This window comes from Phycisphaeraceae bacterium (genome assembly GCA_015709595.1).
Taxonomy (GTDB): Bacteria; Planctomycetota; Phycisphaerae; order Phycisphaerales; family SM1A02; genus CAADGA01.
Genome location: CP054178.1, coordinates 1,570,541 through 1,597,484, shown reverse-complemented (window position 1 = coordinate 1,597,484; position 26,944 = coordinate 1,570,541). Strand labels below are relative to the sequence as shown.

Annotated in this window: 22 protein-coding genes; 8 read left to right on the top strand and 14 right to left on the bottom strand. The window is 66.1% G+C overall.

Going from position 1 to position 26,944, the window contains the following annotated elements:
• Window positions 1–35 precede the first annotated feature (35 nt).
• On the top strand, window positions 36–863 hold the full coding sequence (locus HRU76_06695) for a DedA family protein (GenBank protein QOJ17281.1): 828 nt from the start codon (window positions 36–38) through the stop codon (window positions 861–863).
• A 73-nt stretch (window positions 864–936) separates the two neighbouring features.
• On the opposite strand, the gene HRU76_06690 is transcribed toward HRU76_06695, so the two are convergent.
• Entirely contained in the window at window positions 937–2,280 is a 1,344-nt protein-coding gene (locus HRU76_06690; protein QOJ17280.1) for a UDP-glucose/GDP-mannose dehydrogenase family protein, read from the bottom strand.
• Between the two features lie 364 nt (window positions 2,281–2,644).
• Between HRU76_06690 and HRU76_06685 the strand changes: the two genes are divergently transcribed.
• From HRU76_06685 to HRU76_06670, 4 genes are all read left to right on the top strand, one after another.
• Complete coding sequence (locus HRU76_06685; GenBank protein ID QOJ17279.1) at window positions 2,645–3,871, top strand: NAD-dependent epimerase/dehydratase family protein; 1,227 nt, start codon at window positions 2,645–2,647, stop codon at window positions 3,869–3,871.
• A gap of 222 nt (window positions 3,872–4,093) precedes the next feature.
• Entirely contained in the window at window positions 4,094–5,344 is a 1,251-nt protein-coding gene (locus tag HRU76_06680; protein ID QOJ17278.1) for a hypothetical protein, read from the top strand.
• Window positions 5,338–5,517, top strand: coding sequence for a hypothetical protein (locus HRU76_06675; GenBank protein QOJ17277.1), 180 nt, complete (start codon window positions 5,338–5,340; stop codon window positions 5,515–5,517). The genes HRU76_06680 and HRU76_06675 overlap by 7 nt, the downstream gene beginning before the upstream one ends.
• 40 nt (window positions 5,518–5,557) lie before the next feature.
• Window positions 5,558–7,204, top strand: coding sequence for a hypothetical protein (locus HRU76_06670; GenBank protein QOJ17276.1), 1,647 nt, complete (start codon window positions 5,558–5,560; stop codon window positions 7,202–7,204).
• A gap of 404 nt (window positions 7,205–7,608) precedes the next feature.
• On the opposite strand, the gene HRU76_06665 is transcribed toward HRU76_06670, so the two are convergent.
• From HRU76_06665 to der, 3 genes are all read right to left on the bottom strand, one after another.
• On the bottom strand, window positions 7,609–8,451 hold the full coding sequence (locus HRU76_06665; protein ID QOJ17275.1) for a hypothetical protein: 843 nt from the start codon (window positions 8,449–8,451) through the stop codon (window positions 7,609–7,611).
• A 248-nt stretch (window positions 8,452–8,699) separates the two neighbouring features.
• Window positions 8,700–10,061, bottom strand: a complete 1,362-nt coding sequence (locus HRU76_06660; protein QOJ17274.1) for a tRNA-dihydrouridine synthase family protein — start codon at window positions 10,059–10,061, stop codon at window positions 8,700–8,702.
• A 96-nt stretch (window positions 10,062–10,157) separates the two neighbouring features.
• Window positions 10,158–11,639: a ribosome biogenesis GTPase Der gene (der, locus tag HRU76_06655; GenBank protein ID QOJ17273.1), complete on the bottom strand. Its 1,482-nt coding sequence runs from the start codon at window positions 11,637–11,639 to the stop codon at window positions 10,158–10,160.
• A 289-nt stretch (window positions 11,640–11,928) separates the two neighbouring features.
• Here der and HRU76_06650 point away from each other — a divergent pair, with 289 nt between their 5' ends.
• Together HRU76_06650 and HRU76_06645 are read left to right on the top strand one after the other, a co-directional pair.
• Window positions 11,929–13,800 (top strand): MATE family efflux transporter, encoded by a 1,872-nt coding sequence (locus tag HRU76_06650; protein QOJ17272.1) that lies wholly within the window; start codon window positions 11,929–11,931, stop codon window positions 13,798–13,800.
• Between the two features lie 578 nt (window positions 13,801–14,378).
• Window positions 14,379–14,579, top strand: coding sequence for a hypothetical protein (locus tag HRU76_06645; protein ID QOJ17271.1), 201 nt, complete (start codon window positions 14,379–14,381; stop codon window positions 14,577–14,579).
• Window positions 14,580–15,156: 577 nt separating this feature from the next.
• On the opposite strand, the gene HRU76_06640 is transcribed toward HRU76_06645, so the two are convergent.
• The 10 genes from HRU76_06640 to lptB all read right to left on the bottom strand — a co-directional run bounded on the left by HRU76_06640 (window position 15,157) and on the right by lptB (window position 25,691).
• Complete coding sequence (locus HRU76_06640) at window positions 15,157–16,287, bottom strand: hypothetical protein (protein ID QOJ17270.1); 1,131 nt, start codon at window positions 16,285–16,287, stop codon at window positions 15,157–15,159.
• A gap of 450 nt (window positions 16,288–16,737) precedes the next feature.
• Window positions 16,738–17,406 carry a group II truncated hemoglobin gene (locus HRU76_06635; GenBank protein QOJ17269.1) on the bottom strand — a complete coding sequence of 223 codons (669 nt, stop codon included), beginning with the start codon at window positions 17,404–17,406 and terminating at the stop codon, window positions 16,738–16,740.
• A complete protein-coding gene (locus HRU76_06630; protein ID QOJ17268.1) occupies window positions 17,372–18,100 on the bottom strand; it encodes an OmpH family outer membrane protein in 729 nt (242 codons plus the stop codon). Before HRU76_06630 ends, HRU76_06635 begins: the two co-directional genes overlap by 35 nt.
• 167 nt (window positions 18,101–18,267) lie before the next feature.
• Entirely contained in the window at window positions 18,268–20,076 is a 1,809-nt protein-coding gene (gene lepA / locus HRU76_06625) for an elongation factor 4 (GenBank protein QOJ17267.1), read from the bottom strand.
• A 117-nt stretch (window positions 20,077–20,193) separates the two neighbouring features.
• The gene (locus HRU76_06620) at window positions 20,194–20,673 is read right to left on the bottom strand and encodes a hypothetical protein (protein QOJ17266.1); all 480 of its coding nucleotides are present in this window, start codon (window positions 20,671–20,673) and stop codon (window positions 20,194–20,196) included.
• Between the two features lie 94 nt (window positions 20,674–20,767).
• Window positions 20,768–21,433 (bottom strand): hypothetical protein, encoded by a 666-nt coding sequence (locus HRU76_06615; GenBank protein ID QOJ17265.1) that lies wholly within the window; start codon window positions 21,431–21,433, stop codon window positions 20,768–20,770.
• A 108-nt stretch (window positions 21,434–21,541) separates the two neighbouring features.
• Window positions 21,542–23,437, bottom strand: a complete 1,896-nt coding sequence (gene rimO, locus HRU76_06610; GenBank protein QOJ17264.1) for a 30S ribosomal protein S12 methylthiotransferase RimO — start codon at window positions 23,435–23,437, stop codon at window positions 21,542–21,544.
• A 68-nt stretch (window positions 23,438–23,505) separates the two neighbouring features.
• Window positions 23,506–24,141: a nicotinate (nicotinamide) nucleotide adenylyltransferase gene (gene nadD, locus HRU76_06605; GenBank protein ID QOJ17263.1), complete on the bottom strand. Its 636-nt coding sequence runs from the start codon at window positions 24,139–24,141 to the stop codon at window positions 23,506–23,508.
• A complete protein-coding gene (locus HRU76_06600) occupies window positions 24,138–24,788 on the bottom strand; it encodes a hypothetical protein (GenBank protein ID QOJ17262.1) in 651 nt (216 codons plus the stop codon). The genes nadD and HRU76_06600 overlap by 4 nt, the downstream gene beginning before the upstream one ends.
• Window positions 24,789–24,956: 168 nt before the next feature.
• Window positions 24,957–25,691 (bottom strand): LPS export ABC transporter ATP-binding protein, encoded by a 735-nt coding sequence (gene lptB / locus HRU76_06595; protein ID QOJ17261.1) that lies wholly within the window; start codon window positions 25,689–25,691, stop codon window positions 24,957–24,959.
• A 197-nt stretch (window positions 25,692–25,888) separates the two neighbouring features.
• Here lptB and HRU76_06590 point away from each other — a divergent pair, with 197 nt between their 5' ends.
• Complete coding sequence (locus HRU76_06590; GenBank protein QOJ17260.1) at window positions 25,889–26,845, top strand: alpha/beta fold hydrolase; 957 nt, start codon at window positions 25,889–25,891, stop codon at window positions 26,843–26,845.
• Window positions 26,846–26,944: the final 99 nt, after the last annotated feature.

Genomic DNA, 26,944 nt, shown 5'->3' with positions numbered 1-26,944 from the left:
TTCCCGATTCGTCGCCGACCGATACACTATCCGAAGTGACCGGGAACCCTCTGGCTTTGCTCCGCACCACGCTGACCGCCGCAGCGTTCATCGCGCTGTTCGGCCTGCTCTTCGCCCTTCTGGGCGGGCTGACCGGAGCGGGCCTGGCCGGTGGCAACGGGGCGGAAGCGGCGGCCAACGGTGACGGCTTCATCATCGACCCGCGCATCCTGCAGGCGGTGGAGACCTACGGCCCCTTCGCCGTGCTCTTTCTGCTGGTGATGCCGCTGATGGGGGAGGATGTGATCATCATCCCCGCGGGGTTTCTGATCGGGCAGGGGCACCTGCCGTGGCTGAGCACGTACTTCTGCGCCTGGCTGGGGGCGCTCATCTCCGACGGCATGTGGTACGTGATCTGCTATCGCTACGGCACGCCGCTGCTGCACAAGCGCTGGTTCAAGCGGCTGGCCCATCCGCGGCGTCTGCTGCAGGCGAAGCACCAGATCGAGGAGCGCGGGGCGTGGCTGATCGTGACCGCGCGCTTCGTGCCCGGCAGCCGCACCAGCACGATGATCGTCGCGGGGCTGATGCACCTGTCGCCGTGGAAGTTCCTGCTGGCCAACGGCACGCTGCTGTTCGTGACGGTGGGGCTGCAACTGGGGTTCGGATGGATGGTGTCGCACCACATCGTGGGCAGCGCCAAGGGGCTGACGCTGATCATGGCCCTCATCGGGCTGATCGCGGTGCTGCTGATCGGGGCGTTCCTGCTCAACTGGTGGGTGAGCAGCCGGGGCACGCCGCGGCGCGTGCCCCGCTCGAAGGCGCGGTGGCTCAAGCGCTTCCGCAAGCCGCGCGGCCGGGCCAAGCCGCAGGTCAGCGCGTAGGACACCTTCACCCCAACCCTCTTCCAGAGGGAGAGGGTGTCGGAGAAGGAGCGCTCGGCACGTTCGGTCCGCCTTACGCCCGCCCGTTCACCGCCGGGCGGCCCACCGCGTAGTAACTGAAGCCCAGTTCGGCCATCTTCTGGCGCTGCCAGATGTTGCGCCCGTCGAACACCGTCTTCTCCTTCAGCGTGCGGGCGATGCGCTCGAAGTCCGGCTGGCGGAAGTCCGACCACTCGGTGCAGATGATGAGCGCGTCCGCCCCTTCCAGCGCGGCGTACATGGTGTCGGTGGTCGTCACGTCCGCGCTGCGCGGGAACTCGCGCTTCAGCGATTCCACCGCCACGGGGTCGAACGCCCGTACCTGGGCGCCGGCATCCAGCGCCCGCTCGATGAGCGTGAGCGACGGCGCCTCGCGGATGTCATCCGTCTCCGGCTTGAAGGCGATGCCCCAGAAGGCCAGCGTCCTGCCACGAAGATTCCCGCCGAAATGCGCCACCACCTTCGACCAGAAGTGCTCGCGCTGTCCCTGGTTGACCTCATGCACCGCCTGGTTGAGGCGGCACTCGAAGCCCACCGCCCGGCCCATGCCCACGACGGCCAGGGTGTCCTTGGGGAAGCACGAGCCGCCGTAGCCCAGCCCGGGGTAGAGGAAGTGCTTGCCGATGCGCTGATCGGCGCACATGCCCTCGCGCACCGACTTCACGTCCGCTCCGTAGTGCTCGCAGAGCGTGGCGATCTCGTTGATGAAACTGATGCGGGCCGCCAGGATCGCATTGCTGGCGTACTTCACCATCTCGGACGACCGAATGTCCATCACCAGGATCGGGTTGCCCTGACGCACGAAGGGCTCGTGCAGGGATCGCATGAGTTCACCCGCGGCGGGGTCGTCCGCGCCCACGATCACGCGGTCGGGCTTCATGAAATCCTGAATGGCGGCGCCTTCCTTGAGGAACTCCGGGTTGTTGGCGATGAGGAACGGCGCGGTGGTTCGCCTGGCGATGGCGTCGCGCACGCGGTGCGTGGTGCCCACCGGAACCGTGGACTTGACCACCACCAGCCGGGGCTTGCCCTCGCGGCCGTATTGCTCGAGCGCGGCGGCGATGTCCTCCGCCGCCTGCAGCACATAGCGCAGGTCCGCCGAGCCGTCCGGTCCGGACGGCGTGCCCACGCAGATGAACACCGCCTCGCCGTGGCGGTAGGCGGCGTCCTTGTCGGTGGTGAACTTCAGACGCCCCGCCCTGGCGTTGCGCTGGATCAGGTCGCTCAGCCCCGGCTCGTAGATGGGCGATTCGCCCCGGTTGAGCCGGGCGATCTTGCCCTCATCCAGGTCCAGACAGAGAACCTCGTTGCCTGTGCTGGCGAAGCAGGCCCCCGAGACGAGGCCGACGTACCCGGTGCCGATGATGGTGATGCGCATGGTGAGGTGGGTGCCCCTGAGGTCTGTCCGATGGTACAAGGCGGCCCCGACAAGGGCCAGCGGATCACCATGATCGGCAGGACGCGCCTCCGCCGCACTCGACCGCCGACGGGTCGCTCGATTCGGCCTCGCGGTTGTGTCGCCGGTTCCGAGAAGTGAGGCCCGATCGCACGATGGTGGGCGGAACCGGCGCATCGGCATTGAATCAGAACCCGTGCCGGACCGATTTCGTAGAAGCACAGCGGGTCCGCTCCGCCCTTGAGCCATCCATCGCCCCCGCACGGGCGATCAGCCGGGTCGGGCGGCCCGCGCCCGATTCAGGGCGTCCGAAGTCCCTATTCCGCGGCCGCATTCAGGAGAGGTCATGAGGAATCAAGTCGTCGTCATCGCCGGAGCCGGCGGGTTCATCGGCGGGCATCTGGTCAACTACTTCCGCCAGCAGGGCGTGAAGACCATCCGCGCCGCGGACATCAAGCCCTTGGACGAGTGGTATCAGGTCTTCCCCGACGTGGAGAACTACGCCGGCCCCCTGCGGGGCGACTGCCGCGACTTCAAGGTCTGCCGCAAGCTCTGCCGCGGCGCCACCACGGTTTACCAGCTCGCCGCCGACATGGGCGGCATGGGCTTCATCGAGAACAACAAGGCCCTGTGCATGCTCAGCGTGCTGGTGAACACCCACATGCTGCTGGCGGCGCAGGAGGCGGGCGTGAAGCGCTTCTTCTACTCCTCCTCCGCCTGCGTGTACAACGCCGACAAGCAGAAGGACCCTCACGTCACCGCGCTCAAGGAAGCCGACGCCTACCCCGCCCTGCCGGAGGACGGCTACGGCTGGGAGAAGCTCTTCTCCGAGCGCATGTGCCGCCACTTCCGCGAGGATTTCGGCATCGCCACGCGCGTCGCCCGCTTCCACAACGTCTACGGCCCCAACGGCACGTGGGAGGGCGGGCGCGAGAAGGCCCCCGCCGCCATCTGCCGCAAGGTCATCGCCGCCAAGATCTCCGGCAAGCACGACATCGAGATCTGGGGCGACGGCACGCAGACCCGCTCGTTCATGTACATCGACGACTGCGTGAAGGGCATCAACCTCATCACCAACTCGGACATCCTCGAACCCATCAACCTCGGCTCGTCGGAACTGGTGACCATCAACCAGCTGGTGGATATCGCGGAGGAGATCGCGGGCATCACGCTTGAGCGCCACTACAAGCTCGATGCGCCGCGCGGCGTGGCGGGCCGCAACTCCGACAACACCAAGATCAAGTCGTATCTGAACTGGGAGCCGGACACATCCTTGCGCGTGGGCATGGAGAAAACCTATCGCTGGATTCATGACGAGTTCACCGCCAAGTACACCGCCCGCACGGCCCACAAGAGCCAGGTGAGCGCGTTCACCCACGGGTCCAAGCCGATCCCCGGCGACGGCTACATCGCCGAGAGCCGCAAACTCGACACGTGGAAGCAGGGCATCCCCGCCGGGTACGGCCCGCGGCCGACGGCGGCCAAGCCGGCGTCAGCCAAAGGCGGCGGGAAGAAGAAGGCGGCCGCGCGGGCGACGAGCGGGGCGAAGGGGCGCGGGCGGAAGGGGCGGTGAGGGGCCGTTGAGGAGGACGCGCCGAGCTGCTGATGATCTCCGGAAGTTGAGCAATCGCAAAAAGACGCAGAAAGTTCGATCAGCCACAACCCGTTGTTGGAAAGTGACTTCCATGCTCGCCTCGGGGGGGGTCACCCAATTCCCGCTTGACACGACGTTCTGCAGCGTTATCGTGGCATTGTCTTCGGAAACCCTCCGAAATGCATGCTCTCGGGGTGGCGCATGACGTCGACTTGGTCTTTCACCGCACTGATGGCTCTGCTGGTTTCGTTGTCTTGGCAGCAGCCGACAACACCACCGGTCGAGTCACCACCGACAAATCTCAAGTCTGAACGGGCATTCGAGGTCTACGGATTCGCGCGGCGTATCGACTCCGTTGCAGATGATATCCTGTTTTCGACGATGCGACCTTCTCCGGACTTGCAGTCCACCACTGAGCCACAACACGGCGGGTTTCTGTTCGACGGACTGATCTGGGGTGGCGAAGCCGGCGTTTCGTTCCAATACGTCAACTTCCGATCGCATCCTTCGCTGTCGAAGTGGGAGTGGTTTCATCGACCCAGGTCGGACCGCCATGACTTTCCGATCGGCACGCAATTCATCGGACGTTGCCGCGAACTGGCATGGTTCGGCAACGGATGGGATCGCATGGAGATTGAACGATCGCCATACAGCGCTCCGAATGTTGGCGGTCTCCGAACAGCGGAAACTGTGTTCGATTTCACCTGCGATCCAGTGAAGGCATTCGCGAAGACCTACGGAGACTTGGTCCCCATCGAGCCACTCCCAGAGGCGCCGGCCGGATACCGGCACATCAGGGCGATCGCGGCCGCTCGGGACGCGCAGAACAACGCCGACATTTCATTGTGGCAAGTACACGCCCAGCCGGACGGATCAGAAGGCGAGTGGATGCTCATCCGCAAGAACCTGAGGATCGGCAATACATGGTTGATTCGGATCCGGTTTCGCGGCATTGCTTCGGATGACTTTCGCCTTCCGGCAACGCCACAGGACGTTCCGCGGATCTTCGTTGCCTTCCGACCCGATCAGCCACTGACCTACTACGACCTGACCGGACAGGGCGATTGGTCGAGTTCTACGGAAACAGTACGCTTTCAACGGGAAGATGACGCGCCAGCCATCGATCGCAATGCCTTCGATTCAACAGCCCTGCTGGTACGTCTTGGACTGACGGCATTGATCGCCTGGTTCACTTTTCTGGGCACAGGAGCTCCGAATCGACCCCAAAAGCAGGAGACTGGACGACGAGTACTCACGCAAGAATCATCCTCGTCGCTTTCACGATTGCCGCCGCAGGCATGCTGGCCGCTCAGGATCCCGGAGGCGGCGGGCCGCTCGGCTGCTATCAGGCCGTCTTCGACTACGTGTGCGGCACAGCCGACTGTGACCCCATCACATGCCCCGATAGCACGAGCGGACCCATGTGCGTGCGCGGACGGGTCAACATGCTGAAGTGCGTCCCCGCCGTTGGTCAGGGCAAGACGCAGTGCTACGGCACCGGAACCCGTGTTTGGGTCTTCGTGAAGTGGTTCGGCTGTTCATCCGGCACGTACGCTGCGGAGAGCGATTGGATCGCCTACGAGTACTGCGAGGGCGCCTATCTGACCGGCACCACGTGCCAGTGATTGCCCGTACAGGGGTCAATGCATGATGAGAACCCCCAGTATGCCGCTTCCGTTGGGCAAGCGTCTCGTCGCCATGCTGGCAGGGGCGCTGATCGGTATCGCTGGGTTACTGAAGGCCATCGATCCTGGCGATGGCATTCTGGCGCTCGTCGGAGTTGGCGTCAGCCGATCCCTTGCTGGATTCACAATCCTCGCGATATCCGGCATCGAGATCGGGCTCGGTGTCCGTCTGCTTGTCGGACGTCAAGTCGTGAACGCACTGTACGCCAGCGCCGTCTTGATTGCTGGATTCACCGTGTATCTTGTCGCGATCTGGATCACGAACCCGTCCGCTGAATGTGGGTGTTTCGGTGCACTCGACCAATGGTGGGCGACCGGCAGTCCCGGAGCGGGCGTGCTCCGGAATCTTCTTCTCATTGGCGCCCTTCTCTGGTGCGCCCGATCGACGACACACGCGACCATCCCTCTCGGATCATCCGCAAAACTCAGCTGTCATCTGACGATCCTGATCGCACCGGTTCTGGTCGCTTCATCCGCTCGGGGTCAATGGGCGATGCCGGACGAGCGCCCCTGGAGCATGGAGGTTTCCCGGGCTGCCTTGGACCGCCTCATCATCATCGCGGACCTTGATCCGGAGCAGCAATCCTTGGTCGACGCAATCTATCGCGACTTCGAGTCGGGTTTCCGCGAGTGGGTCCAGTCACAGCGAACGAACGAGCAGGCCATCAAGAACCGATTTGAGAATGAACGGCACGGTTCTCTCGAGTACCATGTCGGCAACCTCGAATGGCAGCGATTCATCTCGGAGTGCGCCGAGCAACAGGAGGCGCGCAACGGGGCGGCGATCGAGGCCCTCATGGCGGTCATGCGTGACGATCAGCAGGATGGTTGGAGGCGGTGGCGGCAGTGGAACACTCGACGCAACCTTGTCCCGGCTGGGATCCTGAGTGAGGAACGGATCGATGTGCTTGATCTTCTCGAAGTACTGAAGATCACTCCACAACAGAGTCGTGATCCTGACCAGTTCGTGATCCTGGTCAACGAGTACGAACGGCTGCTCAACGAGGCGCTCCTGGCCCGTCGAGCATGGATGGTCGGAGAGATGCGCCATCAATGGAAACGCATCGCCGAGCACTCGCGGACGGATGGCAGCAGTGTCTGGGTGCAGGGGCTGCACGGCGGCGCCGGAGAGTGGGACCGTCGAATCAAAGAACAATATGAACACCACCAGCGAATTCGCGTGCTCAATCGAAACTACCTCCTCATGATCACGGAGATGCTATCGGCCGATGATGCCCAGGCGCTGCGCGAGCGATATGATGGCCGCCGCACGCTGTGGCTTCAGCACCAGGCCGATCACGCGCTCAGGTACCTTGACCTGCTGTTGAACGAGGTGTCCATCAACGATGACCAGCGTGCGGCCCTTGAGACGTTGAGGCAGAATCATGTCCACACCGTGAAGCAACTTCACCTGGCGATCACCAACGCCAGCGACGACCGCGTGGAAGCCATGCTGTCGGTTCGCGACCCGGCGGCGAAGATGAACCGAATGGATGCCTCCCAGCGGAGGATGGATGATCTGATGGTGCAGCGACGACGTGAAATCAATGCGACGTGCGAGCTCGCATTTCGGAGTCTGACTCAGAGCCAACAGGAGCAGTACCCGTTGCCGGCACCGTTGAAGTGATCGGTGCAACAGTCAAGGCGAGCGCTGCGGAAATGCATGCGCGTGAGGAAACTGTCCACCGCGCGGGCGACGAGCGCGGCGAAGGGGCGGGGGCGGAAGGGGTGGTGAATTCGCGCCTCTGTCGTGCCGGCACATGACACTTGATTCACGTCAACGCCCGCGAATGCGGGCGTTGTCTTTGGCAGAAGGGGGTTCGCTGCCGCGCTCATCGAAAGGTATCCGTCCAGTCGAAGCGCCTCGGGTGGCATGGGCCACGGCCCTGCGTTGCCGGTGGTTGCCCCGCACGAGCGAAACGGGCGCGGGACCAAGCCCAAAGCGGCGTGTCCACGCTACTCGCCCGTGCTGGGGTTGAGAGGGGAATCCCAACGCAACGCACCGACCTCGTTATGATCGTGAGCGCGCCCTCACTGGAGAGAGGAATCGCGGCGGCGCCTCAGTGCTTCTCGGATGTCGAAGGCCGGTCCCGGCTGACCTTCAAGCCGCGATAAGGCACTTCGATACGCCGTCTGCTCCTCCGGCGGCAGCAGCGTGATGACGGAAGCATGAGCTGTGGCGCACGCTTGTGCCATGGCCGCATCGACCTCATCAAGCCTCTCAAAGACATCATTATTCTCCGATCCGGCGACGTACATCGACACTTCGTCGTGCATCCGCAGAACCAGTGGCTTGGCCGTTCGCCAGATGGCGTCGCGGACCGGTACAAACGACCGGTACGCCGCTTGAACCCTCACCCTTGTCGTCTCATCAAGATCGCGCCCCGTCAGCCACGTTTGCATCATGTCAACGGTGGTGGTGCGCATGGTCTCCGGGAAGTGGGCCTGATCGACTCGGCGCAGCCACCTGACGGCGCTGTCGTTGTCGATCTCCCGAACGGCGATGGCGATCTCCTGTGCCGCCGTTTCATTCAGGTCAAAAAGCACCCGCCGCAGCCGCACCCGTTCCGAATGGTGGCGTGCGGCCGCGGCGGAATCCCCACGAAATGACGCGGAGCGCAGCGACTGCTTGGCATCCAGACTGCGGTAAACGATGCCAGGCAGCACGTGCTCCAACTGCTCGTTGTACCGCACAAGAGCGACGATGATGCGCTGACGTGCTTCAACGACCGCGTCAGGTATCGGAGGCGGCGCTTCGGGCGACAGAAACGGAAGGAGTTCTCCACCGGGCTCTGACGCCGCGGCAACGAGGTCATTGAGGTCGATCTTGACTCCCAGGTCCACCATGCCGTTCGGTCCCGTCGGATCGATCATGGGGTTGAGAAACGTGCCGCGGGTGAGCGCCCCGGCGGCTTCAGCCCATCGCGCCCCTCTCCAGATATGGGCGTTCGCCGACCCCAGAGTGTGACAAACTCGTGGGAAAAAGTGATCCCCCGCACGGACTGGTCCAGCGGACCAGTGCTGACGCCGCGGTCCCGGCTTTCGCCATCGGCCCCGCCGATCCCATTCATCCGTGTCCATCGTGGACCAGACGCCTCACGGAAAGAGGGCTGCCGCACGCCTCACTCCGAAAGATTTGCGTACCACCGCTCCACCACGGCGCGCCAGTCGGCGACGGTCTTGCAGCGGATGAACTCCGCCTTCACCTGTTCGCCCCGCGGGTGATGGCGGCTGAACTTGATGCCGAACTTCCGCATCTGCTGCGAGGCGGATCGCTCGCCGTGCAAGGCGACGGCGAGGTCAAAGTGCTCCAGCAGGGCCTGGCGCTGCTCGTCTATGGTGGGCGGCGTCGGAGTGAACGGGTCATCCGCTCCCTGACGGTCGCGGCTCACTTCGTGTGGGTCATACGCCCCCTCATGGTCACGGTTCATTTCGTGTGGGTCATCCGCTCCCTGACGGTCGCGGCTCACTTCGTGTGGGTCATACGCCCCCTGACGGTCGCGGCTCACTTCGCGCGTCGGTGTGGCGGACATCGGCGGGGTGGGCGTCAGTGGGGCGGGCGTCCCGCCTGCCATCCTCATTCCGGACATCAACTCCCGCGCCTGGCGGAAGATCCACGGATTGCCGATGCACCCGCGGGCCACGCTCACGGCATGCACACCCGTCAGGTCCAGCATGGCGAAGATGTCCTCCACGCGCCACACGTCGCCCGAGCCGAAGATCAGCCGATCGGGGTAGCGTCGCGTCAGGTCGCGCAGAAATGACCAGCGACCCGGCCCATGATACTTCTGCACCACAGTGCGGCAATGCACGGTCGCCCACGCATAGCCCAGCTCGTACGCCGCCTCGAAGATGCGCTCGAAGTGGCGCGCCATCTCCGGCGTGTCGTCCCACGCGCGGCGGAGTTTCACGGTGCAGGGCACATGCGACGGAACCGCCTGGCGCACGGCTCGCAGAACTTCTATCGCGCCGACCGGGTCCATGAGGAAGTGCCCACCTCGTGACCGGCGGCGAATCTTCTTCACCGGGCAGGCCAGGTTCACATCAATCACGTCGTGCCCCATGCCCACCAGCAGCAGCGACCCGCGGGCCATCTGATCGGGAAACGTGCCCATGATCTGCCCGGCGATGGGATGATCCACCAGCCCGCGCGCCGAGCCGGGAATGTTCTCGTCCGGATCGCCGGTGCCGCACTCCTCGGCCAGCAGGTCGGGATCCTCGCGCGTGCGCCCCTTGCCGCCGTTGATGAGCGTCTGATCGAGCAGCGCCTCGGTGACGCAGAAGGGGCAGCCATGCCGCCGGGCGATCAGGCGCATCGCCCCGTCGGAATATCCCGCCAGCCCCGCCTGGAAGAACGGCGCATCGAACCCCGGCACGAGCGCAGGAATACGCGGATCGAGCGTGAACGACCGCGCGATCTCGGCGATGGGGCGCTCCGTCCCGTGATCATCCAGCGCGTAGTCGAGGTCGGTGGGAACGGACATGACTCATGGGAGAAAGGGGACGGGGGAACGGGGAACGAGAGCAGAGGACTGGGGTGTATGGAGTTCCGGATTCTGACGACTGACAACCGGAATGCGTCACGACTCGTCGCCGACCTCTTCGCCGAACTCCGTGGTCTGTTCGCGGCGACGCCCGCGGTGCTTCATCGCGCCCAGTTCCATGCGCTTGCGGGGGCGGAAAAAGAGCCGGATCGGCACTTCGCTGAAGGGCAGCTCCTCGCGCAGGCGGTTGAGCAGATATCGCTCGTACTGCCCCTCGAAGAGTTTCGGATCGTTGACCATCAGCACGATCGTCGGCGGGTTCGTGGCCACCTGGCTGATGTAATACACCCGCGCCTGCGTACCCAACCGTGACGAAGGTCCGCGCTCCGCCATGATGCCGCGGATCGCCTCGTTCAGGTTCGACGTACTCTCGCGGTGGCACGCCTGCTGGTGCAGGTTGATGGTCATGGCCACCAGATCGCGTACGCCCTCGCCCGACCTGGCGCTGATGAAGGCCACCGGCGCGTAGTCCAGCCCGCGCAGCTCGGCGGTCAGGTACTCGGCGTAGTCCTCCGGCTTCAGCCCCTTCTTCGCCGCCAGATCCCACTTGTTCACCACGATGACCGTGGGCTTGAACTGCTCCTGCAGCTCCTGCGAGAGCTTCTTGTCCACCTGCGACACCGGCTCGGTGGCGTCGATCAGCAGCACACACACGTCCGCCCGCCGGATGGCCGCCAGGGCCCGGCGCAGCGAGTAGTACTCCACGTCCTCGTGAATGCTCTTGCGCTTGCGCAGCCCGGCGGTGTCGATGGCGACCAGGGTATGCCCCTCGATCTCGAAGCGCACGTCGATCGAGTCGCGCGTGGTGCCGGCGATCTCGGACACGATCACCCGCTCCTCGCCCGCCAAGGCGTTGATGAGCGTGCTCTTGCCCGCGTTGCGCTTGCCCACGATGGCGAACGTGAGTTCGGATTTGTCCGGCTCCGCGTCCTTGCGAGCCGCCTTGACGCCCCCCAGTCGTTCGTACACCCGCTCGGAAAGCCGCCGCAGACCGTATCGCGTGGTGGCGGAGACGCCCAGCGGCTCGCCCAGCCCCAGCGAGGCGGCCTCCGCCGCGTGCGACTCCCACGATTCATCATCCACCTTGTTGGCGACCAGTTGCACCTTGTCGGCATGCCCCCCCTTGCGGAGCAGACCGGCGACCGTCTCATCCAGCGGCGTCAACCCGGTCTGGGCGTCGATGATGAAGAGCACCAGCGACGCCTTCTCCACCGCGAAACGAATCTGCTGTTCAATCCCGGGCGTCAGGGCCGACAGGTCCACACCCACATCATCAAACCGCTTGCCCTCGGCGGTGTAGACCCCGTACCCGCCCGTGTCGATGAGCTCGACCCACCGGCCCGGGGTGCCTCGCGGCGTCTCGGCGGGGGCGCTGAGTTCGATGATGGAGGAGACCCGGTCGCGCGTGACGCCCGGCGTGGGATCGACGATCGACACGCGCCGCCCGCTCAAGGCATTGAGCAGACTGGACTTGCCGACATTCGGCCGGCCGACGATGGCAACCTGGGGCAGGGGCATGAACGGGGATGATAGGCGGGGGGCGACAAGCCACCGGTCGTCCACAGCGACACATGCGAACAACGTGTCGCCATTTCCGCTCTTTGGCGACACGTCCTGGCCGCCTGCCGCGCGGCGACTCGTGGTTTCCCGGCCACTGCCGGGCCATTGCCGGATGGGATGGCGGGGCCCCCGCGCCGCCGCGGCTTCATCCTCAACTGCCGGAGCGTCCCCCGATAGACCGCCCCTCGACCAACCCGTCCGGGGGGCTACACTCACCCCTTCATCACCCCACAACCCCGGTTCTTGCATGACTGCGCCAGCACCGACATCGCAGGATGGTTTCACGCCGCCACGTTCGCCCCTGGGCGAGGTGTGGGCGATCGCGTGGCCCACGGTGCTGACCATGACCAGCTACACGGTCATGCAGTTCATCGACAAGCTCATGGTGGCCCAGGTGGGCGCGCTGGAGGTCGCCGCGCAGGGCAACGGCGGCATCTGGACCTTCACCCCCATGGCCTTCGGGCTGGGCGTGCTCACGGTCATCAACACCTACGTGTCGCAGAACCTGGGCGCGGGGCAGCCGGAGAAAGGCCCCCAGTACGCCTGGGCGGGCGTGTGGCTGAGCATCGCCATGTGGGCGCTGATCCTGCTGCCGATGGCGGCTCTCTCGCCGCTGGTGTTCAGTTGGATGGGTCACTCCGATGAGTTGGTGCGCCTGGAGACCGGCTACGCGCAGATTCTGCTGGTTGGCGGCGTGCTGCTGCTGGTGGGCCGCGCCATGCACCACTTCTTCTTCGGGCTGCATCGGCCCAAGGTGATCACCGTCGCCGCCATCGTCGGCAACCTGGTCAACGTGGGTGCGAACTTCGTGTTCATCTTCGGCGTGGAGCCCTTGGGCATTCCCGCGATGGGCGTGTACGGCGCCGCGATCGGCACCATCATCGGCACCACCTGCGAACTGCTGATTCCCTGCGCCATCTTCCTCGGCCCGGGGCTGAACAAGACCCTCAGGAGCCGCACCGCCTGGAGGCCCCGCTGGGCGCCCATGCGCGACCTGCTGCGCATCGGCTGGCCCGCGGCGGTGCAGTTCGGCAACGAGATCATCTGCTGGCTCATCTTCATGAGCGTGCTCGTGGGCCGCTTCGGCGAAAACCACATGACCGCCGGCTGGGCGGTGCTGGGCTACATGCACCTGTCGTTCATGCCCGCAGTGGGGTTCTCCGTGGCCGTGAGTTCGCTGGTCGGCCGCTACATCGGGGCGGGCCAGCCGGACACCGCCGCCCATCGGGCCCGGCTTGGGCTGTCGGTGTCGATGATCTACATGACGATCTGCGCGGTGGCGATGTACTTCTTCCGCGAACCGCTGGTGGCGGTGTTCGCCAGTGGTCAGAACGTGACGCCCGAGATGCGCCAGGAGATCATCGCCATCGGCGCGCGGCTGATGATCTGCGCCGCGATCTTCCAGACCGCCGACGCCCTGGGCGTGGTGTACTCCGGCGCCCTGCGCGGCGCGGGCGACACCGTGTGGCCCGGCGTGATGACCATGATCTACTCGTGGGTCTTCATCGTGCTGGGCGGCTGGCTGCTGGTGGAGTACGTGCCCCAGTGGACCAGCGTGGGCCCGTGGATCGGCGCGAGCGTGTACATCATTCTGTTCGGGCTGACCATGGCCTGGCGCTTCGAGCGCGGACCGTGGCGGCGGATCAATCTGGTGGAGCGGAAGGGAGCTGGCGAAGCGAGCCCCGAGCGGGAAGCGAGCCCAGGCCTGAAAGCGAGCCGCGACCGTGAGGGAGCGGAGTTCGTGCAAGCGCACGCGAGCCCAGGTCCGGAAGCGAGCCGCGACCAAGAAGTGAGCCGCGACCGTGAGGGAGCGGTTGGGCCGGCGGGTGGGAGTGTGCCTGCGTCGATACTCGATGGCGAAGCGAGCCACGAGCGGGAAGCGAGCCCAGGCCTGAAAGCGAGCCGCGACCGTGAGGGAGCGGGGGTGGGTGCCAGTCGTGGTGGAGAGCGAACGGGAGCGAGCGCGACGGGCATCGAGGTCGCGCCGTCCGTGGAATCCCTCCACCGCGAGGCCGCCAAGGTGGCCCCGGTCATCCCCACCGCCCCCGGCGGCGACGCCAGCGGCGAGACGGAGGATCTGGCGGAGAGCGAGGGGAAGGCGGTGGCGGGGGGTTCGTGAGAGGCCTGAGGGCGAGTTGTTCACTGGTTGTCCACATTCTGTGAGAGGACAAGTTGACATGAAGCGAACCACCACCAGAATGGCCGCATGATCTGGGGCAGGGGCCACCAACACGGATCATGGCTGTTCACCTGTGGGTGGCGGGTTCGAGACTGTCTTGGGGAGTTTGCCCATAATCGCGGAAGTACGGCGACCCGCTGGTTGACGGATTGAGCTGAGAGGACGCCTCGGCCGAGATCGCGCCAAAGTGCCGTCACCGCGAGGGTTTCCGACGATCGGCCGGGAACGGCCGCGCTCTCGATTCCGAAACCGAATCTCGGGGTCCGAGCGCAACCCCCACGGTTCCTCTCGGGCTACCGAGCGCAACCCTCTCGAACTCTCGCGCTCTCTGGTTGACAACCCCCGCGAATTTAACAGCAGGGTTGCTCTCGGTGGCCTTTCAGATCGAGGAAATCGCAGCCCGTAGTTGGGGGGCAGAAGGCCCTTGGGCACCCCGGTGCGTACATGGAACTTCGGTCAGTCTGATCCTACCCTCCTGCAGTTGTCACTCCGCATTCTCACTTTAGGAGGCCTCGGCGATGGGACTCATTGGTGATTTACTGGATGCATCTGGTTCGGTGGCTGGCATGGTGGGGAAGTTCGTGCTCAAAGGGACCATCGAAGGCGCGAAGGTCGGTTACCAGGTGGGGAAGGTAACCGGTGATGTGGCGAAGGAGACCGCCAAGGGAGCGGTCGAAGGCACCAAGATCGCAGCTAAGGTGCTCACACGCCAAGACTGATCGTGGCCCTCGTTCGCTACTGATCCGCGATCGCTGTTTGCGATGCCGCATGCGGCTCGCGAGCGCGCTGTCGCTTCGTCGCCTCTGGTGTGCGGCTACAGTCGCACCAGTGATCGGGATCTCGCCTGACATGTGAGGTGGTTGTCTTGAGGCCCGTGGCCGTCGGGAGGATCGCGGAGTAGTGACCATCCTTCACTCTGGCACCAATCCCGAACGGTTGGCAGTTCGCATCAGCACCATCGGTGCTGCTCCCACTGCTAGATTCGCATCTGAATGTCACCACAGTTCCGCCCCCTGCCGATCAGTTTCTGCGCTGGCACTGATCTGCTGCTCCGCAACTCCGCCTCGCCATCGCGTAGGTATCCAGTAGGCGGCTGCGGTTAACAGCCGCAACGAACCCGAGCACGATCGACCGACCACGGACGGTCGCCTATCCACGCTCCGGAAAGGAGTCCGCGATGTCGTTGCGCCTCGATCACGACGATCCCGAAGCCATGTCGCCCGCCGAGCGCCGCGACGAGGTCGCGGGCTGACCCGCTCGTAGCATAACCCGTCTGTGTCACGAGTTCGCGTCACCCTACCCCACCTCCCCCACCCGAAACCGCCCCCACATCGTCCGTGTGATCCGCTCCGCCGCGGCGCCGTCGCAGGCGGCGGCGGGTACGCCCTGCTTCGCCGCCCAGCGGCAGAGGTTGGCGACATCCCGGGCCAGCAGCGTGCGGGCGGCGGGGTTGAGCCGCGGGTCGATCGCCTGCGGGAAGTCGATGATCGTCGCCCGGTGCGCCAATGGGACCTCCGAACAATCCTGCCGTGCATCGATAGAATGCCTCATGAGCGTCGTTTCCGGCCGAGGAACGCCCTCACCCCGACCCTCTCCCGGTGGGAGAGGGAGTTGTTCAGAGATTCCCGCCTTGGTTTTCCCGGCGCCTACCTCACCCGCGCGGACGGAACGTCCGCGCTCGCTCCTTGGGTCCACCTCACCCGCGCGAACGGAACGTCCGCGCTCGCTCCTTGGGTCCACCTCACCCGCGCGGACGGCACGTCCGCGCTCCCCGGCACCCCCCGCGCCCTTCGCACTCTCCGCTCCTCCGGTGGGCCACCACAGGATGTTGTACGCCGACAGGTCGCCGTGCACGCGGTCGAGCGAGAGCATGGCGAACACGGCGTCGAGCAGGTGGTCAAAGGTGTCCCACGCCTGGTCGCGGGGCAGGTCGATCTCGGCCAGGGCCGGCGCGGGGCCGTCGGCGTCGCCCAAGTAGGTCATCAGGATGGCCCGCTCGCCCCGCGCGATGGGGGCGGGCACGGGCAGCCCGGCCTCGTGCAGCACCCTCAGCGTTTCCCACTCGTGCTCGATCCACATGCCGTACTGCACCTGGCGGCCGAAGTGCGACTTGTTGTCCGCCGCGCGTTTGACGCGGCCCTCGCGGGCGAGGTGGACGCGGCCGGTCTGGTAGATGGCGTCGTTCTTGAAGCGGCGGGATTCAAGGTCGCGGTAGACCTTGGCGGCGAGGAGGATGTCGGCTGAGAGCCGAGGGGCGGTGGAATGGGGCGTCGAGAACTCCGAAAGGCGCTCCAGTGATCGAGCGCCGGCGCGGCAGCAGAAGACCGTCGCCTCCTTGCCGCTCCTGACTTCGTACAGCACCTCATCGATCCAGCCCCCGTCGAACAGGTCGGAGAGGGCTTCGTGAAACGTGGAATCGCCGTGCATGGCGTGTGGCTCCGTGCGTGCCGGGCGCCGCGAGAGCGCGCGGCAGCATTGCGTGGGCGGACGTGGGGGGGTGAACGGTGTGAGCGTTCGGCCCACGCGTCGCACGACATGCGGCACGCGCCCGAATCGGGTGCGTGCGGCGCGGGTGGTGCGTCACGGAGTTCTTCTGCGCTGCCCTGAAGTTCCCGGCTTCGGAGTCTCCGAAGTTCCGGGGGGTCAGAGCCAAGCCAAGGCGTGCGTGCGCATCAAGCCCGAGCGTCGCGGCGACGGGGGCCGACGGTGACAAGGGTGATGGCGGACATACACGCACCTCCTGGTTGAGGGAATGGCGACGCGGTGAGGGTAGCCGGTGCTGGTGACGCGGCCAAGTGAACGAGAAGGATCGCAGGCGGGACGCCTGCGCCACCGGAGTGGCGGAATGTTCGCGTGTGCCACCGAAGCAGCAACCATTCACCGATTCCGCATGAACTCCGCCACGTGGCCGAAGCGGGCATCCAGGAACGCGCGCAGCGGGCCCTCGACGCGGCAGTCATTCATGGCCTTCGCCATGCACGCCAGCCACTGGTCGCGTTCCGATTCGCCGATGGGGAACGGCGCGTGGCGCGCCCGCAGGCGCGGGTGGCCGAAGCGCTCCACGTAGAGTTGCGGCCCGCCCATCCAGCCGCACAGAAACATGAAGAGTTTGTCGCGGGCTTCGCTCAGGTCGGGCTTGTGCAGGGCGCGAATGCCCGCGAAGGCGGGGTCGCGGTCCATGTGGTCGTAGAACGTGTCCACCAGGTTGCGCACGCGGTCGATGCCGCCAAGCGAGTCGAACGGCGTGTTCGTCGCGCTGAAGGGGTGACTCGACTGGGGCTGGGGTTGCGTCAGGTCCACGGCTTGATTCAGGAGTGGTCCACGGATGAGCACCGATGAAGTGAATGAGGTTCGAGACACGTGGCGACGACGGCGCGGAGTGAAGCTGAGCGTACAGGAAGGATCACAGGTGGGACGCCTTGGCCACGGACGCCTGTGGCGCTCGCGCCTGCGCCACCCGGATGATCCCGCTTCATCCAAGTTCGTCGGTGGACTGAAAGGATTGAACCCATCACTCCACCGGCAGTGACATTTCCTCCAGCACATCGACCGTGATGTCCAGCCCCTTGGGAGCGCGGACCACCGGGCGGAGCCGGATGTCGAGCATCGTCTGCCCACTGATGCCTTCGGTCAGCGGCTCATCGCCCGGCGTGAAGCGGAAGACGATATCGATGCCGCGCTTGTCGGCGACCACGTCCACGGCGGTGACGATTTCGGCGTAGGCCTTCTTGAGCTGCTCGATGGCCATGGTGTTGACGCGGTTCTGGGCGTCCTGCTGCCACTGCTGCACGCCCGCCTGCCAGGCGCCGAACTCGGCGCGGGCCTGCTCCATGCGCGGGTCATCGGGCGTGATGTTTCCGTACTTGCCCTGCAGCGCATCGCGCTTGGCCAGCCACTCCTTTTCCTCGGCCTGCACCGTCTCGGTGAGTTTCTCGCGGTCGTTCTTGTACCCGTCGGTCTCCATGAGCTTCACCAGCACGTCGTTGACATCGACGAAGGCCATCGAGTACGCCCGGCCGTGCTCGTTGTCCGACCACGCCATGCGGCCGTCGGCGTTGCGCACGGCGAGTTCCCGCTCGCCCCGCAGGAGAAGGCGATCAGCGGGCCCCAGGTCATCCAGCCGGAAGCCCCCGTTGGAGGCGACCGCGGGGCTGCCGGTGCGACCGAGCAGGGTGAACAGGTTGACGCCCACCGTCAGACCGAGCAGGGTGAGCAGGACGAGGCGTTCACGGGAGCGCATGGCGGTTTCCTTGTCGCCGGGGCGTACCGACGTGGCGTGCCCGCGGCGGGTGTGAGACGATTCTATGTACCGGAAGGACACCATCGGGGAGCCCTGCGTTCCACGACTGAACACTGCAGAGACCCTCACCCCAGCCCTCTCCCAGAGGGAGAAACAGGCGGCAGCGCCTACTCCCCCTGGTCCAGCACCGCCAGGAAGGCCTCCTGCGGGATATTGACCGACCCCACCGACTTCATGCGCTTCTTGCCTTCCTTCTGCTTTTCGAGCAGTTTGCGCTTGCGGCTCACGTCGCCGCCGTAGCACTTGGCGGTGACGTTCTTGCGCACGGCCTTGATGGTCTCGCGGGCGATGACCTTGCCGCCGATGGCCGCCTGGAGCGGAATCTCGAACTGGTGTCGGTCGATCTGCTGCTTGAGCTTGGTGAGGATGTGGCGGCTGCGGAACTCGGCGTTATCGCGGTGGCAGATGAGGGACAGGGCCTCCACCGGCGTGCCGTTGACCAGGATGTCCACCTTGGCCAGCCGGTCCGGCTGGTATCGCACCACTTCGTAATCCATCGTGCCGTAGCCGCGGGTGATGGACTTGAGCTTGTCGTAGAAGTCGTAGATGATCTCGGCGAGCGGCAGTTCGTAGTCGAGGATGACGCGCGTCTCGGAGACGAACTTCTGGCCCTTGAAGACCCCGCGGCGCGAGTCGCAGAGCTTCATCAGGTCGCCGATGTTCTCGCTGGGGCAGATGATCTCGACCTTGACGATCGGCTCGCGGATCTCCATGACCTTGGAAGGGTCGGGCAGATCGGCGGGATTGTGAATCTCGATGACCTCGCCGCCGTTGAGCGCCACCTGGTACGACACGGTGGGCGCGGTCTGCACGATCTCCACGCCGCCCTCGCGCTCCAGGCGCTCCTGGATGATGTCCATGTGGAGCAGGCCGAGGAACCCGCAGCGGAAGCCGAAGCCCAGCGCGTCGGAATGCGTGGGCTCGAAGGTGAAAGAGGCGTCGTTGAGGTGCAGCTTGTTGATGGCCTCGCGCAGCGTCTCGTAGTCGCCCTTCTTGCCGGTCTCCACGCCGCTCGTGGCCGGGTAGAAATCGCAGAACACCATCTGCTTGGGCTCTTCGTAGCCGGGCAGCGGAGCCGGCGCGGGGTTGGCGTCGAGCGTGATGGTGTCGCCCACACGCACGTCCTCGAGCGTGCGGATGGCGGCGACCATGTAGCCGACCTGCGCCGGCCCCAGCTCCTTCACCTTGATCGGGTGCGGCGTGTAGCGCCCCAGTTCGCTGATGGTGAAGCACCGGCCCGTCCCCATCATGCGGATGCGATCGCCCACCTTCAGCGAGCCGTCGAACAGACGGAAGTAGACGATGACGCCGCGGTAATCGTCGTAGTGACTGTCGAAGATGAGCGCGCGGGTGCGGTCCATCTCGGGCGGGCGCGGCGGGGGAAGACGCTCGCAGATGGCGTTGAGCAGCTCCTCGATGCCCTCGCCCGTCTTGGCGGAGCAGAAGATGCAGGACTCCGCCGAAAGCCCCAGCACGTGCTCGATCTCCAGCGCCACCTCCTCGGGCCGGGCGTGAGGCAGGTCGATCTTGTTGACGACCGGGATGAGCTCGAGGTTGTTGTTGATGGCCAGGTAGGCGTTGGCGACGGTCTGGGCCTCGACGCCCTGGGTGGAATCGACCACCAGCAGCGCGCCCTCGCACGCGGTCAGCGCCCGCGATACCTCGTACGTGAAGTCCACGTGGCCGGGCGTGTCGATGAAGTTGAGTTCGTAGTCCTCACCCTTGTATTGATGATGGACGGTGACCGCCGAGGCCTTGATGGTGATGCCTCGCTCACGCTCCAGGTCCATGTCGTCGAGCAGCTGCTCCTTGGCCTCGCGCTCGGAGACGGCGTGGGTGGCCTGCAGCAGGCGATCGGCGAGCGTGCTCTTGCCGTGGTCGATGTGGGCGATGATGGAAAAGTTGCGGATAGGCACGGGACCGCCATTCTAGCGGGGGGCCTGCCCAAGTCCCGCGATCGGGTCGGCTGTCCGCGGCCGGCTCCCGGGCGACCGGTCCGCCGCATGAACAACACCCCGGCGCGTGTCCTGACGTCAAGGACTCTGCATCGTGAGCGGCGCATCCGGCCCAGGGGGCGGCTCCCACCCTTCACCGCATTCCGGGCAGCGCGGGGTCGCCTCGGGCAGGTTCTGCAGGATGTACCCGCACCCCTCGCACACGCGGATGCCGATGCGGTTGAGCGCCCGCCACACCAGCGGGGCCACCGCCCGGTTGATCGACCATGCGATCACCACCCACAGCAGCAGGTTGTAGCCCAGGATGCCCGCCACCAGCAGCGCCGCCGCCGTGCCGCCAGGCGGAATCGACCCCACGAACCACAGCATCCACCACAGAAACAGCCCGGTGATGGCCAGCATCCCCGGCACGAGACGCACCACCATGCGGCGGGACATGTTGGAGTACCGCTTCCGCCCCGGCCCCATGTCGCGCACCAGCCGCTTCACCCGCGCCACCTGGTCGGGCGACAGGTCGATGCCTTCGGGCACGTGATTGAACCACATCCAGCGGGGCACAGGCGTCTCCTGTTCGGCGGGGACGCGCCTGGTCAACCCCGGGAGGCGCCTCGCCACGATCGCAGGCGTGGCGCCCGCGCCACCCGCGCCGTCCTCACGGCCGTCTCATTCCCTGCGGCGTGAGCACGTTGTCCTGCGTCACCACCTTGAAGGTCAGCGGCGTCAGTCCCGCGGCGGCGGGTTGCAGCGTCAGCGTGTCGCCGCGCACTTCCCACGCACCCTCGTGACCGGCCAGCGCCGCCTGGCCCGCGGGAATGCTGCCGCGACGGTCGTATCGGTAGCTGCCGTCCGTGCGCAGCATGATGGCGTGCTCGTCGCTCACCCACTGGCCGAGCAGTTGATCCTCCAGCACATTGGGCGGGCTGGCGATGCTCGCGAAGGGCTTGAGGTTGCGCAGCAGCAGCACGTATTCGCCGGGACCGACCTTGTCGATGATCACGCGCTCGACGGGGGAACCCGCCCGCTCATACGGCTCGAACTCCAGGGCGGCGTAGTTGCGCTGCGTCCACCGCCCGCGCTCGACGGGCGTGCGGTACCGGTTGTTCTCGGCGTAGAGTTCGTACGCGGCGTTGCGCCGCATGCGCAGCAGCAGCTCGCCGTTGCTCCACCACTCGCCCAGTTCGTACTTCTCCGTTGGATCGAAGTAGAGAGGTCCGCCCAGGGCGGCGGGCTGCGCCTGCGGCTGGCTCTCGCATCCCGCCGGAACCAGCGCGACGGGGGAAAGCAGACACGCGGTCAGCATGATGGTGGTGGAACGCATGGGGATGCTCCGGAGAAAGTTCGATGTGCCGGGTTTCACGGGCCGATCACCGGGCGCCGACAACTAATTGTCCTCATTCGCCACCTCCTCGGCAAGTCCGTTCCCGCATCAACGCCTCAGCAGGGGCAGCGAGGTGCGCCGCTCCAGGTCTTCCGTCGGGCGGGCGACGAGGTCGTAGCCCCGCGAATCGACGATGGTGCATCGGACGAGTTCGCCGGGTGAAAGCGGACGAATGCTCTGAACGTGCGTCACCGAATCGATCTGCGGCGCCTGGAAGTACGCCCGGCCGACGTGGTGGTGCAGCTGGCCCGACTCGCGTGTCGAGTGCTCGGCACCTTCCAGCGAGCCGCGACCGTGAGGGAGCGGTTGGTTCGATGGTGCGAAGGAGTCACCGCTTCCTGACGGTCGCGGCTCACTGTGGCGGGATCGCGGCTCGGTGTGAGAGCGACGCGGTTCGATCGGCTCGGACGACGCCTCGCCCAGCGCCGGTCCGTCAATCAGCACGTCGAACTGGCATCGCTCTTCCGCCAGATACGCCATGTTCTCGAAGGCGATGGTCTGCTGCGTGAGCATGATTTCGCGCTCTCGCTCGGCCTTCACCTCGTCGGGCACGTGCAGGGCGGGGTCGAGGTCCATCGTGCCGGCGGGCGTGCCGTCCTCGCGCGAGTACCTGAAGACGCCGAGCATGTCGAACTGGAACTCGCCGATGAAATCGACGAGCTGGCGATGGTCCTCCTCCGTCTCGCCGGGGAAGCCGGTGATGAACGTGGTGCGGATGGCCAGCCCCGGAATGCGCTCGCGCAGTTTGTTTAGCAGGTCGATCTGCTGCCGCGCGGTGATGTTGCGGCGCATGGCGCGCAGCATCGGGTCGGACATGTGCTGCAGCGGGATGTCGATGTACTTGACGATGTTGGGCAGCCGGGCGATGGCGTCGATCATGGCGTCGGTGAAGTACGTGGGGTAGACGTACATCAGCCGCATCCACCCCCCGGAAGCTCCGCCGAAGTCGCTCGCCACGTCGTTGAGCGCGGTCAGCAGGCCGATGAGGTCGCCGGAGTGGGCGAGAGGAGAGGACTGCGGACTGACGGCCGGCGGCCCCGCGTCCTTCCCGTAGATGTCGTACCCGTAGCTCGTCGTGTCCTGCCCGATCAGGTTGATCTCGAACGCGCCGTCCTGCATGAGCGCGCGGGCCTCGGCGATGATGCGGTCCATCGGCTTGCTGCGCATCTTGCCGCGGATCGATGGAATCGTGCAGAAGGCGCAGCGCTGGTTGCATCCTTCGCTCACGCGCAGGTACGCCCAGTGGCGCGGCGTGAGCCGGAATCGTCGTGAGTCATCCTCGAAGTACCCCACGCCCTTGCCGTCCGCGCCGTTGACGGTCAGCCCGACCGTGTTGATGCCGCGCTCCTTCGCCGCGACCAGCGCGTTGGCGGCGATCCAGTAGGGTGGGAGTGCTGGGTGCTGAGTGCTGAGTGCTGAGTGGTTGTCGGTTGTCGGCTGTCGGTTGTCGGTGCTGACCGCTGAGGCGGTAGGATGGGCCGAGTCTTCGAGGCCCACCACCTGGCTGACGGCTGACGGCTGACGGCCGACAGCCGCTCCCGCCACCGCCTCCACCACGTGATCCCTGTCGAAGACGCCGATCATGGCGTCGATGCCCGGCGCCCAGTCGAGCATCCTGGCGCGGTGGCGCTGCACGAGGCAGCCGGCCACAACGACGCGCTTGAGTTCGCCCCGCTCCTTGCGTGCGATGGCGTCGCGGATGACGCCCAGCGACTCCTCCTTGGACGCTTCGAGGAAGCCGCACGTGTTGATGACGATGGCGTCGGGGCTGTCCTGCTCGCTCACCAGCGTCAGGCCCGCCTCGGCGAGCGTGCCCAGCATCTTCTCGCTATCGACGAGGTTCTTGGGGCACCCCAGCGAGACGAAGGCCACGCGCGACACGCCCCCGGCGTCGTCAGGCCGTTTCGTCGAGGAATCGCGGGTTGTCGCGGCGGAAGCGGGCATTGAACGACAATGGTAGACGGGCGGGCTGGGGAAACGAGCCGACGATGACCGAGAGAGGTGCACCAGCGTCATGGCTTGCTGCAATACAACCCATGCTCCCGGATGTACGTCAGGACGCGCGGGTCCACCTCATCCGCCGCAATCGTCCCATGCGCCGCGCCGGCGCGCAGATTCGTTGCGCTCACGTCCAGTTGCGGCGTCTCAATGATCCGAGTCGCCCACTTCATCGCCGCCGCCTCGCCCTGCTCGCGCCGAATGTGCTCGATGAACGATTCCCGCGTCCACGGCGGACGGAGCATCACCACCGGCTCGGCGAGCGACTCGATGCCCGCCGGGTCGCGCCAGCGGTGGAACGACGCCGCCGCGTCCGCCCCGATGAGCAGGAGCAGTTTCGCGTCGGGACCGACCTGACGCCGCAGTTCCCGCAGCGTGTCCACGGTGTACGAGGGCGGGGGACGGTCGATTTCAACGGTCGATATCTCCGCCTCCGGCACGTCGCGCAGCGCCAGCCGCAGCATCGCCAGCCGGTGCGCCGCGGACGTGGGCGACGGACCACCCTGCTTGAGCGGATTGATCGCCGCCGGAACGTAGATGATGCGGCGGCAACCCAACTGCCGCGCGACCAGCCGCGGCAGCTCCACGTGCGCCCTGTGGGGGGGGTCGAACGTGCCGCCGAAGACCAGGATGGGCGAGGCGTCGCTCATCCCGCCTCCAGCATCTCGCGGATGATTTCCGCCACCTGGTCCATCGCCCGCCGCGCGTTGCGGCGAAGGTCGAAAACTCCCGGAATCCGCCACGGATGCGTCACCATCGACCACGAGGCCCGCATCGCTCGCGTGCGGCCGTCCGGTCCGACCCACTGCTCGATGTCGCGCGGCATGCTGACATCGCAGCCGTCGCTCACGCCGCGTACGATCGACCAGCGCCAGCCGAGAATCGCGCCCGCCTGCGCGAACACGCCGGACTCGAGGTCCACCAGGTCCGCGCCGGTCTTGTCGGCGAGAATGCGCTTCTCGTGGGCGCTGGTCACCACGCGGGGGACTGAGGCGACCACGGCCCGGCGGTGATGCCGCCCGTCCAGTCCCTCTGATCGCAGCTCCGGCTCGGCGTTGAACTGGCGCCCGTCATGGCTGATCACCGTGCCGACAAGGTAGGCCTCGCCCGGGCGGCTGATGTCGCGCAGCGCCCCGGCCAGCCCCGCCAGGATGACGCGCGTGGCGAAGGGGCCTTTCGTCTCCGACCAGTGGACGACGCGCCCCGCGCCGGGGCCGGTGCAGATGATCTCCGCCCGGTCGCCCAGCCCGGCGGCGAGCAGGCGCTGTCGCTCGAACTCCACGGGGCAGAGGATCACGGGGCGGGATGATTCGGACACTCCAGGCACGCCATCAGCGTACCCGGAGCATTGGGGCGCGTCTGCGACGCCACGCCGCATCCTGAGAGAACCCGTGAAGCGATGTCAATGGTGCGGGCGTCCCCTGATCGGTGGGGTAGGCGTCCCCGCCCGCGCCACCCTTCCCTGTCAATCAAACTCGTCGCCGCGGAACGTGCTGGCCAGGTACGCTTCGCGCACCTCCTGGTTGTTGATGATCTCGCGGGGCGTGCCGTCCACCAGGTTCGTGCCCTCGTGGATGATGTAGGCCCTGTCGCAGATCTTGAGCGTCTGCTGCACGTTGTGGTCGGTGACGAGGATGGCGATGCCGTCGTCGCGCAGCTTCACCACCTCTTCCTGAAGTTCCTCGACGGTGTGGGGATCGACCGCGGCGAACGGCTCATCGAGCAGGATGAGGCGCGGCTTGGCGATCAGGGCGCGGGCGATCTCCAGTCGTCGCCGCTCGCCTCCCGAGCAGGTGCGGGCCAGGTCGCCCGCCTTGTGCGTGAGGGTGAACTGCTCCATGAGCGAGGCGGCCCGTCGCCGACGCTCGGCTCGGGGTACGCCCTGAATCTCCAGGATGGCCAGCAGGTTCTGCTCCACGGTCAGCCGCTGGAAGACGCTGGGCTCCTGCGAAAGGTAGCCCATCCCCGCCAGGGCGTGCCTGTACATGGGCCAGACGGTGACATCCTGGCCCTGGAACATGACCTGCCCGGCCTCGGGCGTGATCATGCCGATGGTCATGCGGAAGGTGGTGGTCTTGCCCGCGCCGTTGCGCCCCAGCAATCCCACGATTTCGCCCGCATCGACCTCAAGCGACACCCGGTCCACCACCCGGCGGCCGGAATAGGACTTCACAAGCTGTCTGGCGGTGAGGAGAGCCATGGTGCGAGGGTGAGTGTACCCCGAAGGCCCCCTCGCGGCGGGCGTTCCGCCGGGCGATGATCTCCGCGGCTCGGCGACATGTCTCAAAAAATTCGCATGTTCCTGTCACATCGACGGGTCGGCGTACGCCTCTATGGAGGGGAGACCGTCGTCCCGTCCCCCCACCCGTCCGCACCCGAACCGACAAGGAGCATCTCATGGGCGCCGCCAAACGCCGCAATCCCACCGTCATGCCATCCGACCAGAAGGCCGACGCCGCCTCGAGCGGGCTGCCCAGACCCATGATCATCGCCGGGGCGCGGGGTCCGCAGGGCTCGCGCTCGCTGTCGCAGCCGGATTTCGCCATTCATGCCGTGCCTCGCTTCGCGGGATCACGCCACCTCGGCCATGCCGCCGGCAAACACGTGGTTCTCTTCGTCCACGGATACAACGTGACGGAGCGGGAGTCGCTCGGCTCGGGGGCGGACTTCTTCGGCAAGCTGCAGGCGTCGCTCCAGGCGGACGGGCACAACCTGGACGACTACGCCTACCTCACCTTCACCTGGCCGGGCGACGTGGGCCCGCTGTGGTTCAGCGACGGGCAGAGATTCGCGCAGGAAGCGGGCGTGGCCCTGTACCGGCTGGTGCGCGACGCGGTCGAAACGCACGGAGCGACGCGCGTGACGCTGTTCACCCATTCGCTCGGGGCGCACGTGGGGCTTCGGGCGGCGGCCATTCTGGGCGAACGGCGCTACAGCCGCCGCACCGTCACGCGATTCGACAACGTCGTGCTGCTGGCTCCGGCGGTGGAGAACGACGTGTTCGAGCGACCGGATCGTCAGGACGAATACCACTTTCCCGATGCGCCGTTCGGCATGGGGTCGCTGCACATGGTGGCGTCGCGCGGCGATGAGGTGCTGGGCTCGGCGTTCCTCATCAGCGAGATGGACCGGGCGCTGGGCTTCTCCGGCCCGGAGTCGATGGACCCGCTCAAGTCGATGACCCGCCGCGTGGCCGAGATCCTGCCCGCGCCCGGCAACAGCTTCTCGTTCCAGCTGCACGACTTCAGCCCGCGCTCCACGACCATTCTGAACCCCGACCTGCACGCGCACCATCACAGCGACTACTGGACCCGTCCCGCCCAGGTGGATTACTACGCGAACCTGGTTCGGTGATGGGCGCCCGTCATGAAACTCATGCAGCATCGGCGCGCGGTGACGGGGATACTTCGAAGTTCAATCATCACGATCAAGCACGAGTCGGAGCATGGCCCC